Annotated in this window: 14 protein-coding genes and 2 pseudogenes; 14 read left to right on the top strand and 2 right to left on the bottom strand. The window is 65.8% G+C overall.

Going from position 1 to position 12,957, the window contains the following annotated elements:
• Positions 1 to 486 (bottom strand): annotated as a pseudogene (locus tag BGO62_RS03940) (pyruvate carboxylase subunit B); the annotation flags it as partial.
• A gap of 2 nt (positions 487 to 488) precedes the next feature.
• Entirely contained in the window at positions 489 to 1,907 is a 1,419-nt protein-coding gene (locus BGO62_RS03935; RefSeq protein WP_296639520.1) for an acetyl-CoA carboxylase biotin carboxylase subunit, read from the bottom strand.
• A 191-nt stretch (positions 1,908 to 2,098) separates the two neighbouring features.
• Here BGO62_RS03935 and BGO62_RS03930 point away from each other — a divergent pair, with 191 nt between their 5' ends.
• From BGO62_RS03930 to BGO62_RS03865, 14 genes and pseudogenes are all read left to right on the top strand, one after another.
• Positions 2,099 to 2,446, top strand: coding sequence for a YceD family protein (locus BGO62_RS03930; RefSeq protein ID WP_296639519.1), 348 nt, complete (start codon positions 2,099 to 2,101; stop codon positions 2,444 to 2,446).
• A 28-nt stretch (positions 2,447 to 2,474) separates the two neighbouring features.
• Positions 2,475 to 2,654 carry a 50S ribosomal protein L32 gene (gene rpmF, locus BGO62_RS03925; protein WP_296639516.1) on the top strand — a complete coding sequence of 60 codons (180 nt, stop codon included), beginning with the start codon at positions 2,475 to 2,477 and terminating at the stop codon, positions 2,652 to 2,654.
• 73 nt (positions 2,655 to 2,727) lie between these two features.
• A complete protein-coding gene (plsX, locus tag BGO62_RS03920; protein ID WP_296639513.1) occupies positions 2,728 to 3,747 on the top strand; it encodes a phosphate acyltransferase PlsX in 1,020 nt (339 codons plus the stop codon).
• Positions 3,744 to 4,703, top strand: a complete 960-nt coding sequence (locus tag BGO62_RS03915) for a beta-ketoacyl-ACP synthase III (protein ID WP_296639511.1) — start codon at positions 3,744 to 3,746, stop codon at positions 4,701 to 4,703. The genes plsX and BGO62_RS03915 overlap by 4 nt, the downstream gene beginning before the upstream one ends.
• A gap of 9 nt (positions 4,704 to 4,712) precedes the next feature.
• A complete protein-coding gene (gene fabD / locus BGO62_RS03910; RefSeq protein WP_296639510.1) occupies positions 4,713 to 5,636 on the top strand; it encodes an ACP S-malonyltransferase in 924 nt (307 codons plus the stop codon).
• An 11-nt stretch (positions 5,637 to 5,647) separates the two neighbouring features.
• Complete coding sequence (gene fabG, locus BGO62_RS03905) at positions 5,648 to 6,388, top strand: 3-oxoacyl-ACP reductase FabG (RefSeq protein ID WP_363923779.1); 741 nt, start codon at positions 5,648 to 5,650, stop codon at positions 6,386 to 6,388.
• A gap of 87 nt (positions 6,389 to 6,475) precedes the next feature.
• Positions 6,476 to 6,709, top strand: coding sequence for an acyl carrier protein (gene acpP, locus BGO62_RS03900; RefSeq protein WP_018078559.1), 234 nt, complete (start codon positions 6,476 to 6,478; stop codon positions 6,707 to 6,709).
• A gap of 146 nt (positions 6,710 to 6,855) precedes the next feature.
• Positions 6,856 to 8,088, top strand: a complete 1,233-nt coding sequence (gene fabF, locus BGO62_RS03895) for a beta-ketoacyl-ACP synthase II (RefSeq protein WP_296639505.1) — start codon at positions 6,856 to 6,858, stop codon at positions 8,086 to 8,088.
• A complete protein-coding gene (locus BGO62_RS03890; RefSeq protein WP_296639503.1) occupies positions 8,085 to 9,422 on the top strand; it encodes an aminodeoxychorismate synthase component I in 1,338 nt (445 codons plus the stop codon). Before fabF ends, BGO62_RS03890 begins: the two co-directional genes overlap by 4 nt.
• Positions 9,419 to 10,228: an aminodeoxychorismate lyase gene (gene pabC, locus BGO62_RS03885; RefSeq protein ID WP_296639501.1), complete on the top strand. Its 810-nt coding sequence runs from the start codon at positions 9,419 to 9,421 to the stop codon at positions 10,226 to 10,228. Before BGO62_RS03890 ends, pabC begins: the two co-directional genes overlap by 4 nt.
• On the top strand, positions 10,212 to 11,201 hold the full coding sequence (gene mltG / locus BGO62_RS03880; protein ID WP_296639499.1) for an endolytic transglycosylase MltG: 990 nt from the start codon (positions 10,212 to 10,214) through the stop codon (positions 11,199 to 11,201). Before pabC ends, mltG begins: the two co-directional genes overlap by 17 nt.
• On the top strand, positions 11,198 to 11,812 hold the full coding sequence (gene tmk, locus BGO62_RS03875) for a dTMP kinase (RefSeq protein ID WP_296639497.1): 615 nt from the start codon (positions 11,198 to 11,200) through the stop codon (positions 11,810 to 11,812). The genes mltG and tmk overlap by 4 nt, the downstream gene beginning before the upstream one ends.
• A complete protein-coding gene (gene holB, locus BGO62_RS03870) occupies positions 11,809 to 12,792 on the top strand; it encodes a DNA polymerase III subunit delta' (protein WP_296639495.1) in 984 nt (327 codons plus the stop codon). The genes tmk and holB overlap by 4 nt, the downstream gene beginning before the upstream one ends.
• A 12-nt stretch (positions 12,793 to 12,804) precedes the next feature.
• Positions 12,805 to 12,957 (top strand): annotated as a pseudogene (locus BGO62_RS03865) (pilus assembly protein PilZ); the annotation flags it as partial.

The following is a 12,957-nucleotide window of genomic DNA, read 5'->3' as shown; positions in this document are numbered from 1 at the left end:
CCCCTTGGCCAGCTCGACGAAGTGGGGGATGTCGTGCACCGGGCTGGTGGTGTAGCAGATCGCGCCTTCGGCGTGCCTGCCGGCCGCCTTGACCGCTTCGATCGACACCTGCAGGTTGCGCAGGTCGTTCATCGCGTCGAACACGCGGAACACGTCGACGCCGTTGTCGGCGGATTGCTGCACGAAGGCGCGCACCACGTCGTCGGAGTAATTGCGGTAGCCGAGCAGGTTCTGCCCGCGCAACAGCATCTGGATGCGCGTGTTGGGCAGGGCCTTCCTGAGCTTGCGCAGGCGTTCCCACGGGTCTTCGCGCAGAAAACGCACGCAGGCGTCGAAGGTGGCGCCGCCCCAGGCTTCCAGCGACCAGAAGCCCACTTGATCCAGCTTGCCGCAGATCGGCAGCATGTCGGCAGTCTGCATGCGGGTGGCGATGAGCGACTGGTGGCCGTCGCGCAGGACGAGATCGGTAACGAATACTTTGGTCATTTTTACAACCCTTGATGAGCGGCGATGGCGGCGGCGATGGCGGCGGCGATCACTTCCGGCGGTTTCTTTTCAGTGTACTGGGTGAGTTCCGGATGTTCGTCCACAAAGCCGGTATTGAAGCGCCCGCTGCGGAACTCGGGGTTTCTCAAAATTTCCTGGTAGTAGGGAATCGTCGTCTTCACGCCGTACACCAGCATGTCGGCGAGCGCGCGGCGGCCGCGCTCGACGGTCGCCTCCCAGTTCAGGTTCCACACCGTGAGCTTGGCGCACATCGAATCGAAATAGGGCGGAATCACGTAGTCGGTGTAGATCGCCGCGTCGACGCGCACGCCGGGGCCGCCCGGCGAATAGTAGCGCGTGATGCGGCCGAGGCTGGGCAGGAATTCGTTTTTCGGATCTTCGGCGTTGATGCGGAATTCGATGGCGTAGCCGCGGTGCGCGATGTCTTCCTGCCTGTATTGCAGCGGCTGGCCGTCGGCGATGCGGATCTGCTCCTGCACGATGTCGACGCCGGTAATGGTTTCGGTGATCGGGTGTTCGACCTGCAGCCGGGTGTTCATTTCCATGAAATAGAACTGGTTGTCCTGGTCGAGCAGGAATTCCACCGTGCCGGCATTGACGTAGCCGACCGATTTGGCGGCGCGCACCGCCAGCTTGCCGATGTATTGCCGCTGCGCTTCGGTGAGCTGCGGGCTCGGCGCGATCTCGATCAGCTTCTGGTTGCGCCGCTGGATCGAGCAGTCGCGTTCGAACAGGTGAATCACGTTGCCCTGGGTGTCGCCGAGAATCTGCACCTCGATGTGCTTGGGCCGCACCACGCATTTTTCGACGAAGACCTCGGGCTTGCCGAAGGCCTTGCTGGCTTCCGACACCACGCGGTCATAGTTTTTCAGCAGCTCCTCTTCGCTGTCGCAGCGGCGGATGCCGCGCCCACCGCCGCCATTGGTGGCCTTGAGCATCACCGGATAGCCGATCCGGTTGGCCAGCGTGCGCGCCTCCTCGACGTTCACCAGATTGTGGTCCGACCCCGGCACCACCGGAATGCCGGCGGCGATCATGGCGTTGCGCGCCTGGATCTTGTCGCCCATACGGCGGATCACCTCGGGCGAGGGGCCGATGAAGCGGATGCCGCGGCGTGCGCAGATGGTGGCCAGATCGGGGTTTTCGGAGAGGAAGCCGTAGCCCGGATGCAGCGCGTCGCAGCCGGAAGCAGCCGCCAGGTTGACCAGGGTATGGGCGTTCAGGTAGCCCAGAATCGGGTCCTTGCCGATGTGGTAGGCCTCGTCGGCCTTCTTGACATGCAGCGCGTGGCGGTCGGCATCGGTGTAGATGGCGACCGACTTGATGCCCAGTTCGGCGCAGGCGCGCACGATGCGGACGGCGATCTCGCCGCGGTTGGCGACCAGTATTTTCTTAATCATGGCCACCGTTTCTTTGACAAAAATAACGCGAAATCATATCATTGCGGGCTAATGTTTAACCGGGTGCGTCATGTCGAGCCTGTGCGCGTTAACCCAGTACGCTGTTGATCGGGGGTTCCGTGCATCAGCCTGTTGAGGTCGATCCGCGGCGTTTTTGCAGGGATTCTCAAGCGTGGGAAACCCAGTCGGAGGTGTCTGCGTTTCCGCGCCTAGCCCGCGAATTTACGCAAGGCGCGCTGTTCTGTCGAGTCGCCGGGCAGGCGGATCAGCGCGGCGGCCTGTCCCTGCGGCTGGCGATTCGCGGCGAGGTCGAGCTGACCTGCCAGCGCTGCCTGGGCGCCATGCCGCATGTGGTGCAGATCGAGCGCACGCTGCATCTGGCGCGCAACGAGGCCGAGCTGGAACGGCTGGATGCGCTGCCCGACAGCGACGCGATTCTGGTTGGCGAGACGTTGAATCTCGTCGACCTGGTTGAGGATGAAGTGTTGTTGGGCCTGCCGCTGGCGCCCATGCACGCAGAAGGTGAATGCCCTGTTTGACGGGGTAACCAATTTTAAGGAGTAAGAAATGGCAGTCCAGCAGAACAAAAAATCCCCGTCCAAGCGTGGCATGCATCGCTCGCACGATTTCCTGACCAACCCGCCGCTGGCCGTCGAGCCGACCACGGGCGAAGCGCATCTGCGCCACCATATCAGCCCCAACGGCTTTTATCGTGGCCGCAAAGTCGTCAAGGCCAAAGGCGAATAATTCCGCTCCCGCGCGCCCCTGGTCATGATTGCCGTGGCCGGGGGTGTCCCGATCAGCCCACGCTTTCGGCTGCATGAGAAATATCACAGTCGCCGTTGATGTCATGGGGGGCGATCACGGTCCCCATGTCACCGTCCCGGCGGCGATCCGCTGTCTTGCGCGTCATCCTGACCTGAATGTGATTCTGGTCGGGCCGCAGGACATCGTCGCCGCCGAACTCAAGGCGCGCCGTGCCAAGACCGGTCCGCGCCTCATCGTGCGCCACGCCAGCCAGGTGGTGGCGATGGACGAAGCGCCCGCACAGGCGCTGCGCGGCAAGAAAGACTCCTCGATGCGGGTGGCCATCGATCTCGTCAAGTCCGGCGAGGCCGACGCCTGCGTGTCGGCGGGCAACACCGGTGCGCTGATGGCGACCGCGCGCTTCGTCCTGAAAACCCTGCCCGGTATCGACCGTCCCGCGATTGCCGCCGTGATGCCGACGATCAGCGGCCACGCGCTGGTTCTCGACATGGGGGCCAACGTCGACTGCAGCGCCGAGCATCTGCTGCAGTTCGGCATCATGGGCGCAATGCTGGTGTCGGCGGTGGAGCACAAGCCGAACCCGAGCGTGGGCCTGCTCAATATCGGCGAGGAAGACATCAAGGGTAACGAGATGGTGAAACGCGCCGCCGAACTGCTGCGCGACAGCCACCTGAATTTCTACGGCAATGTCGAAGGCAACGACATCTTCAAGGGAACCACCGACGTGGTGGTGTGCGACGGCTTCGTCGGCAACGTGACCCTGAAAGCCTCCGAGGGACTCGCCAAGATGATAGCCACCACGCTGCGCGCCGAGTTCAAGCGCAACTGGCTGACCCGCATCTCCGGCCTGCTCGCCATGCCGGTGCTGAATGCCTTCAAGCGGCGGCTCGACCCGCGCCGCTACAACGGCGCCACGCTGCTGGGGCTCAAAGGGGTGGTGGTGAAAAGCCACGGCTCGGCCGACCGCTATGCGTTCGAGCACGCGATCGAAACCGCCACGGACGAAGTCCGCAACAATGTGCTGAAGCGCATCACCGACCAGATCCAACTTATTCAACGGGTGGCCGCTTGACCTATTCCCGCATACTCGGCACCGGCAGCTACCTGCCGGCGCGCATCCTCACCAATGCCGATCTCGAGAAACTGGTCGAGACGAACGACCAGTGGATCGTCGAGCGCACCGGCATCCGCGAGCGCCATATCGCCGCCGAGGGCGAATTCACCAGCGATCTTGCCGCCCAGGCGGCGCGCGCCGCGCTCGAAGTGGCCGGGTTGGCGCCCGACGACATCGACCTGCTGCTGGTCGCCACCACCACGCCCGACCTGGTGTTCCCCAGCACCGCCTGCATCGTGCAGTCCAAGCTCGGCATGACCAACGGCCGCCCGGCGTTCGACCTGCAGGCGGTGTGCAGCGGCTTCGTCTATGCCTTGAGCGTGGCCGACCAGTTCATCAAGACCGGCGCGGCCAAGCGCGTGCTGGTGATCGGCGCGGAAACGCTGTCGCGCATCACCGACTGGAACGACCGCGGCAACTGCATCCTGTGGGGCGACGGCGCCGGCGCAGTGGTGCTGGGTGCGTCCGCCGAACCCGGCATCATCGCCACCCACATCCACGCCGACGGCCGCCACAAGGAATTGCTGCGCACCACCAGCGGCCCCTCGACCGGCATGAAGGAAGCTGCGCTGATGCGGATGGAAGGCAACGCCGTGTTCAAGATGGCGGTCAACACCCTCGACCGCATCGTCGACGAGACCCTGGAAGCCAACGGTTTGCAGAAGTCCGACATCGACTGGCTGGTGCCGCACCAGGCCAACATCCGCATCATCTCCGCCACCGCGAAAAAGCTCGGCATGAGCATGGACAACGTCGTCACCACCGTCGCCGGCCACGGTAACACCTCGGCCGCCTCAGTGCCGCTGGCGTTCGACGTGGCGGTGCGCGACGGCCGCATCCGGCGCGGCCAGACGGTTCTCATGGAAGCCTTCGGCGGCGGCTTCACCTGGGGCTCGGCACTCCTCAAGTACTAGGAATATTTCATGAAACTGGCATTCGTTTTCCCGGGGCAGGGTTCGCAATCGGTCGGCATGATGCAGGGCTGGGGCGATCGCGCCGAAGTGCGCGCCACCTTTGCCGAAGCGTCAGACGCGCTCGGCCAGGATCTGTGGGCGCTGGTCGCCGACGGCCCCGCCGACTGGCTCAACCAGACAGTCAATACCCAGCCGGCGATGCTGGCTGCCGACGTCGCCGCCTGGCGCGCGTGGCAGGCGGCGGGCGGCGCAACGCCGGCACTGCTGGCGGGCCACAGCCTGGGCGAATACGCCGCGCTGGTGGCGGCCGGCGCCCTGGGCTTCGCCGATGCGATCCGGCTGGTGCGCTTCCGCGCCGAGGCGATGCAGGCCGCGGTGCCGGAAGGCGTCGGCGCCATGGCGGCGATTCTGGGGCTGGACGACGCCGCCGTGCGTGCGGTCTGCAGTGAGGCGGCAGCCGGCGAGGTGGTCGAGGCGGTGAACCTCAATTCCCCCGGACAGGTCGTCATTGCCGGCAACAAGGCCGCGGTCGAGCGCGCGATGGCGCTGGCCAAGGAGAAGGGCGCCAAGCGCGCCCTGCCGCTGCCGGTCAGCGTGCCGTCGCATTCCTCGCTGATGCGGCCGGCAGCCGACAAGCTGTTGGCGCATCTGCAGGGCGTGGCGATCGCGGCGCCGACGATTCCGGTGCTGCACAACACCGACGTGCAGAGCCATGCAGATGCGGAGGCGATCCGTGCCGCGCTGGCAAAGCAGCTGCACACCCCGGTGCGCTGGGTCGAGACCGTGCAGGCGCTGAAGACCGCCGGCATCGAACGCGTGATCGAATGCGGCCCCGGCAAGGTGCTGGCGGGCCTCGCCAAGCGCATCGACGACAGCTTGCCCGCGCTGGCGCTGGTCGATGAAGCCAGCCTCGTGGCTGCATTGAACAACTGATGGGAGACAACATGTTGCAAGGACAAATCGCCTTGGTCACCGGCGCCAGCCGCGGCATCGGCCAGGCCATCGCGCTGGCGCTCGGCAACGCCGGCGCCACCGTGATCGGCACCGCCACCAGCGACAAGGGCGCGCAGGCGATCAGCGACTATCTTGCTGCAGCCAACATCAAGGGCGGCGGCATGAAGCTCGACGTGACCGACGCCGCCGAAGCCGACGCCGTGATCGCCGCGATCGAAAAGGATTTCGGCGCTATCGGTATCCTGGTCAACAACGCCGGCATCACCCGCGACAACCTGCTGATGCGGATGAAGGACGAGGAATGGGACGCCATCCTGGCGACCAACCTGACCTCGGTGTTCCGCCTGTCGCGCGCGGTGCTGCGCGCGATGATGAAGGCGCGCAGCGGCCGCATCATCTCCATCGCCTCGGTGGTGGGCGCGATGGGCAACGCCGGGCAGACCAATTACAGCGCGGCCAAGGCCGGCATCATGGGCTTCACCAAGTCGCTGGCGCGCGAAGTCGGCAGCCGCAACATCACCGTCAACTGCGTGGCGCCGGGCTTCATCGACACCGACATGACGCGCGCGCTGCCGGATGCGCAGAGGCAGGCGCTGCTTGCCCATATTCCGCTGGGCCGGCTGGGCGCAGCGGAAGACATCGCGCAGGCCGTCGCCTTCCTGGCGTCGCCTGCGGCCGGCTACATTTCGGGCACCACCCTGCACGTCAACGGCGGCATGTACATGGCGTAACCGTCACGGAAAGTTTGGTAAAATCGCCGGGCTTCATTTTTCCGGGTCTCAATTTCATTGGGACCCTTTTTCAAGAGAGGATCAGTAATGGATAACGTACAGCGTGTAATTAAAGTCGTCGCCGAGCAACTGGGCGTCAACGAGGCGGACATCAAGAACGAGTCTTCCTTCGTCGGCGACCTTGGCGCCGACTCGCTCGATACGGTTGAGCTGGTGATGGCGCTGGAAGAAGAGTTCGGCTGCGAAATCCCCGACGAAGATGCGGAAAAGATCACCACCGTCCAGCAGGCGATCGATTACGTCAACAGCCATTCCAGCTGATCGTTCACCCGGCTATCGGGTCGGCCCGGCCATGCGCGAAGCTGCGCGCGCGTTCAATGCCCGCTGGCCGTCCGATAGTGCGCTTTTCAATGTTCAATGATTCGGCGTACACCGTGTCGTGCCGGATCGATAAAAGGGACTGACTTTTGTCCAAACGTCGCGTCGTCGTAACCGGCCTGGGGATCGTGTCCCCGGTCGGCAACACCATACCGGAAGCCTGGGATAACCTGGTTGCCGGCCGTACCGGAATCGCCCGGATCACCCGCTTCGATCCTTCGCCGTTCGCTTCGCATATGGCGGGCGAGGTCAAGAACTTTGACGTTGAGCAATATCTCAACCCCAAGGAAGCGCGCCGCATGGATGTTTTCATCCAGTTCGGCATGGCCGCAGGCATCCAGGCGATCCGCGATTCGGGCATCGAGGTCACCGAAGCCAATGCCGAGCGCATCGGCATCAATATCGGCTCCGGCATCGGCGGTCTGCCGCTGATCGAGGAGACCCACAGCCTGCTGATGGAATCGGGGCCACGCAAGATCTCCCCTTTCTTCATTCCGGGTTCCATCATCAACATGATTTCCGGCAACCTTTCGATCCTGTATGGAGTGAAGGGCCCCAACCTGGCGGTCGTCACCGCCTGCACCACCGGCCTGCACGCGATTGGCCTGTCCGCCCGCATGATCGAGCATGGCGATGCGGACGTGATGATCGCCGGCGGTGCCGAATGCGCGACTTCGCCGCTGGGCGTGGGCGGTTTCGCGTCTGCACGCGCGCTGTCCACCCGCAACGACGATCCGGCCACCGCCAGCCGCCCGTGGGACAAGGATCGTGACGGCTTCGTGTTGGGCGAGGGCGCCGGCGTGCTGGTGCTCGAGGAATACGAGCACGCCAAGGCGCGCGGCGCCAAAATCTACGCCGAAGTGGCGGGTTTCGGCATGAGCGGCGACGCCTACCACATGACGGCGCCGAGCACCGACGGCCCCAGGCGTGCGATGCTGAACGCGATGCGCGATGCCGGGGTGAATCCCGACCAGTTGAATTACATCAACGCGCATGGCACCTCGACGCCGCTGGGCGACAAGAACGAAACCGATGCGATCAAGCTTGCGCTGGGCGATGCCGCCTACAAGCTGGTGGTCAACTCGACCAAGTCGATGACCGGCCACCTGCTGGGCGGCGCCGGCGGCGTCGAGTCGGTGTTCAGCGTGCTGGCGGTGCACCATCAGGTGTCGCCTCCCACCATCAACATCTTTTCGCAAGACCCGGAATGCGACCTCGATTACTGCGCCAACACCGCGCGTGACCTGAAGATCGACTTCGCGCTGAAGAACAACTTCGGGTTCGGCGGCACCAACGGTTCTCTGGTTTTCAAGCGCGTTTGACTGTCGCCGCGGATCGCCCGAGCACGCCCGAAATCCGGGAATGGCCGCAACGGCCTGATCTGGCGGGGCTTCAGGCGTCCGATCCGCAGCGTTATCCCGGCCTGTTCCTGAGCAGCGGCGACTCTGGCTGGGACGTGCTGTTTGCGTTCCCGCAGGAGGTCGTGCGGATTGCCGCCGCCGATGCGCTGCGCGAGCTGCAGGCGCATCCGGCGATGCAGTTGCGGCCCGGCCCGCGGCAGGAAGATCACGGCCTGCCTTTCAGCGGCGGCTGGCTGTGCGCGTTTGCGTACGAACTGGGCGGCCTGTTCGAGCCCAGCGTAGGGTGGGCCGCAGACGATGCCGATTTCCCCCTTGCCTGGCTGGTGCGCATTCCCGCCGCGATCCTGTTCGACCGCGCGAACCGGCGTTGCGTCCTGATGGCTGAAGCCGGGCAGGCAGAACTGCTCGACGGCATGCAGCGCGATCTGGCCGCGCTGCCGCCGCCCATCGCGGCACTGCCCGAATTGCACGCCCTGCATGAGGATGCCCCCGACGCGTTTGTTGCCGGCGTTGCGCGCATCCAGGATTACATTCGCGCGGGCGACGTGTTCCAGGTCAATCTGTCGCGCGGCTGGCAGGCCGAATTCGCCGCGCCGGTTTTCGCGGCATCGCTGTTCGCCCGGCTGATGCAGCGTAATCCGGCGCCGTTTTCGGCACTGCTGCAGATGGATGAATGGGCGATCGTGAGCTCGTCGCCCGAACGCCTGATTCGCCTTGGCCGCGACGGGATGCTGCAAACCCGGCCGATTGCCGGCACGCATCCGAGAAGCGAGGATGCGGCGGAGGATGCCGCGCTGCGCGCGCGCCTGCAGGCGCATCCCAAGGAGCGCGCCGAACACGTCATGCTGGTCGACCTGGAACGCAATGACCTCGGGCGGGTGTGCGATGCGGGCAGCGTGAAGGTGCCGGCCCTGATGGAGATCGCCAGCTACCGCCACGTGCATCACATCGAATCGACCGTCTGCGGACAACTGCGCGCCGGCGCGAGCGTATACGACGCCTTGCGCGCGATGTTTCCCGGCGGCACCATTACCGGCTGTCCCAAGGTGCGCACCATGCAGATCATTCGTGAGCTCGAACAGGCGCCGCGGCGCAGCTACACCGGCAGCCTCGGCTACATCAACCGCGACGGCAGCTTCGATTTCAACATCCTGATCCGCAGCTTCCTGCTGCGCGGACGCGAACTGGGTTTCCGCGCCGGCGCCGGCATCGTGGCCGATTCGATGGCCGCGCGCGAGCTCGATGAAACGCGCGCCAAGGCACGCGGCCTGCTGCGCGCGCTGGGGATCGCATGATACTCGTCAACGGCCGCCCGGCTGACGCCGTGGACGCGCGGGACCGCGGCCTGGCCTACGGCGACGGCGTATTCCGCACCTTGCGCACATACGCCGGCCAGCCGCTATGGTGGCGCGATCAGTACGCCAAGCTGGCGGCCGATTGTGCGGCGTTGATGCTGGATTGCCCCGGCGAGGCCGGCTTGCGTGCCGAGGTTTGCCGGGTGGCCGCGGCCGGGGAAGGCGTGGCCAAGATCATCCTCACCCGCGGCGCCGGCGCGCGCGGTTATGCGCCGCCGCAGGGGCAGGCCGTCACCCGCATCGTGCTGTCTGCGCCCCTGCCTGCCCATGCGCAGGCCGCTGCACCGGACGACGTCGCTGCGCGCTGGTGCACGCTGCGTCTGGCGCGGCAGCCGCGGCTGGCGGGAATCAAGCACCTGAACCGGCTGGAGAACGTGCTGGCGCGGGCCGAGTGGGATGACCCGGCGATTGCGGAGGGACTGCTGTGCGACGACACCGGCGCGGTGATCGGTGGCGTAACGAGCAATCTGCTGGCGGCGCAGGGCGGCGAACTGTACACCCCGGACGTGAGCGAATGCGGGGTGGCCGGCGTCGCCAGGACGCGCCTGCTGCGCGCCGCGGCACGCCGCGGCATCCGCATCCATGTCGGCCGTTTGATGCCAGCCGCTATACTCGCAGCCGATGAAGTGATGATCTGCAACAGCGTCATCGGCGTGCGCCGTGTGGCCCGCCTGGATGATTCGACCTGGCCGCCGGCGGGCTGGACCGATATTCTGAAAACTGCCCTGTATGAAGACGTGGATTAAGCGATTTGCCCTGTTTGCCGGCCTGGCTGCGCTGGCGGCGGCAGGCGGGCTGGCATGGTATGCCAACCAGCCTTTGCGTATCGAGCCGTTGCCGAAAACCATCAACGTGGTGCCCGGCACCCATTTGCGGAGCCTGAGCGCGATGCTCGAACGCGAAGGCGTGATCGGCAATGCGCAGCTGTTCTGGCTGCTCGGGCGCGTGCTGGGCAAGGCCGGCACGCTCAAGGTGGGGGTGTACAGGCTCGAGCGGCCGCTCACGCCGCTGGAACTGTATGCCAAGATCCAGCGCGGCGAGGTATCGCAGGCGATCGTGCAGTTCATCGAAGGCTGGAACTGGCGCGAGGTGCGCGCCGCACTTGCCGCGCAGCCGCTGCTGAAGAACGACAGCGCGGGCATGAGCGATGCCGAGTTGCTGCGGGCGATCGGCGCGCAGGAAAGCCATCCGGAAGGCCTGCTATTTCCCGACACCTATTTCTACGCGCCGCACGCCTCCGACCTCGGCGTGCTGCGCCGCGCCTACCGCCTGCAACACGAAAAACTCCTGGCGGCCTGGGAAACCCGCGCCCCCGGCCTGCCTTACCGCACGCCGTATGAGGCGCTCATCATGGCGTCGATCGTGGAAAAGGAAACCGGCGCGGCATTCGAGCGCCCGCAGATCGCCGGCGTGTTCCTCAACCGGCTCAGGCTGGGGATGCGCCTGCAGACCGATCCCACCGTGATCTACGGGCTGGGCGAGCGCTTCGACGGCAACCTGCGCAAGGTCGATCTGCAGCGCGACACGCCGTACAACACCTATACGCGTGCCGGGCTGCCGCCGACGCCGATTGCGATGCCGAGCGCGGCGGCGATCCAGGCCGCGCTCAACCCGGCGAAGACCGACGCGCTGTATTTCGTCGCACGCGGCGACGGCACCCATGTGTTTTCCAGCAACCTCGATGCGCACAACCGTGCGGTGAACCGCTACCAGCGATGACGACACCCGGCAAATTCATCACCCTCGAAGGCGTCGACGGCGCCGGCAAAAGCACCCACCTGGGATTTGTCGCCGACTGGCTGCGCCGGCAGGGCAGGGAAGTGGTGGTCACCCGCGAGCCGGGCGGCACGCCGCTGGGCGAAACCCTGCGCGAACTGCTGCTGCATCGCGAGATGGATGCCGACACCGAGCTGCTGCTGATGTTCGCCGCGCGCCAGGAGCACCTGGCCGGATTGATCCGGCCGGCGCTGGCGCGCGGCGCGTGGGTGGTGTCCGACCGCTTCACCGATGCCAGCTACGCCTATCAGTGCGGCGGGCGCGGCATCGCGGCCGAGCGCATCGCCGCGCTGGAAGCCTGGGTGCAGCGCGGCTTTGCGCCCGATCTCACGCTGCTGTTCGACGTCCCGCCGGAGGTGGCGGAAGCGCGCCGCTCGGCCGCGCGCAGCGCCGACCGTTTCGAGCGCGAGGCCGACAGCTTCTTCAGCCGCGTGCGCGATGCCTATCTCGACCGCGCACATGCCGAACCGGCGCGCATTCGCGTGCTCGATGCGCGCCACGGCATCGCTGAATTGCAGGTCGAAATCGGCCGCTTGCTGCAGGGCGTGCTGTGAGCGCACCGTATCCCTGGCTGGCGACGGCGTGGCAGCGCCTGCTGGCGACCCGCGGGCGCCCGGCACAGGCCTTGTTGCTGGCGGGCCCGCACGGAGTGGGCAAGGGCGCGCTGGCGCAGGCGTGGGCACGGGCCTTGCTGTGCGAAGCGCCGTTGCCGGACGGCGCGGCATGCGGCGGCTGCCCGGCCTGCCATTGGTTCGACAGCGGCACGCATCCGGATTTTCGCCTGCTCACCCTGCAGGAAAAAACCGGCAAGGATGGCGAAACCAGGATGGCCACCGCCATCGAGGTCGAGCAGGCGCGCGAAGCGGTCGATTTCGTCCAGCTTTCCACCTACCGCGCGGGCTTGCGCGTGGTGCTGGTCAGCCCGGCGGACAGCCTCAACCTGGCGGCGGCCAACGCACTGTTAAAGGTGCTCGAGGAGCCGCCGTTAAATACGGTGTTCGTGCTGGTGTCGGATCAGGCGCGGCGCCTGTTGCCGACCATCCGCAGCCGCTGCACTCGGCTGGATCTCGGCCTGCCGGCGACTGAAATCGCGATGCAGTGGCTGGCCGGTCAGCAGCTGGAGGATGCGGCGACCTTGCTGGCCTTGTCCGGCGGTGCGCCGCTGGATGCGTTGAACTGGGCCGGGGGAGCCGAACTGGAGGAGCGGCGCAGCGTGCTGGAAGGCCTGGCGCGCCCCGGGCAACTCGACCCGGTGACCTTGGGCGAACGCTGGAAGGCGGTCAAGCCGCAGACTTGGCATGCCGTGGTGTATAAATGGCTGGGCGATTTGCTGGCGGTCAAGCTGCAGGGCAGCGTGCAGTTCAACCGCGATTTTTCCGATGTATTGACGCGCCTGGGGGTGCAGGCCGACCTGGGTAAGCTGCTGGCACTTGCCAGAATGCAGGCGAACGAAGGCAGGATACTCGCCCATCCGCTGAATCGGGCGGTGCAGCTGCAAGCCTGGCTGATTCGGTACCGGCACCTATTTGATTGAAGAGAGTCGACCATGAAAGCAGTAGCCAATGACCTGACAGGACAAGTGCGCCCCGGTGTGCTTTCGCTGTCGATCAAGGAAAAGTCCGCCTTGTTTGCGGCGTACATGCCCTTTATCAAGGGCGGCGGGCTGTTCATCCCCACCAACAAAAGCTACAAGATGGGC

Source organism: Thiobacillus sp. 65-1402 (assembly GCF_001897685.1).
In the GTDB taxonomy this organism is placed as follows: Bacteria; Pseudomonadota; Gammaproteobacteria; order Burkholderiales; family Thiobacillaceae; genus Thiobacillus.
The sequence above is the reverse complement of the archived record's forward strand: the minus strand, read 5'-3'. Positions and strand labels throughout refer to the sequence as shown.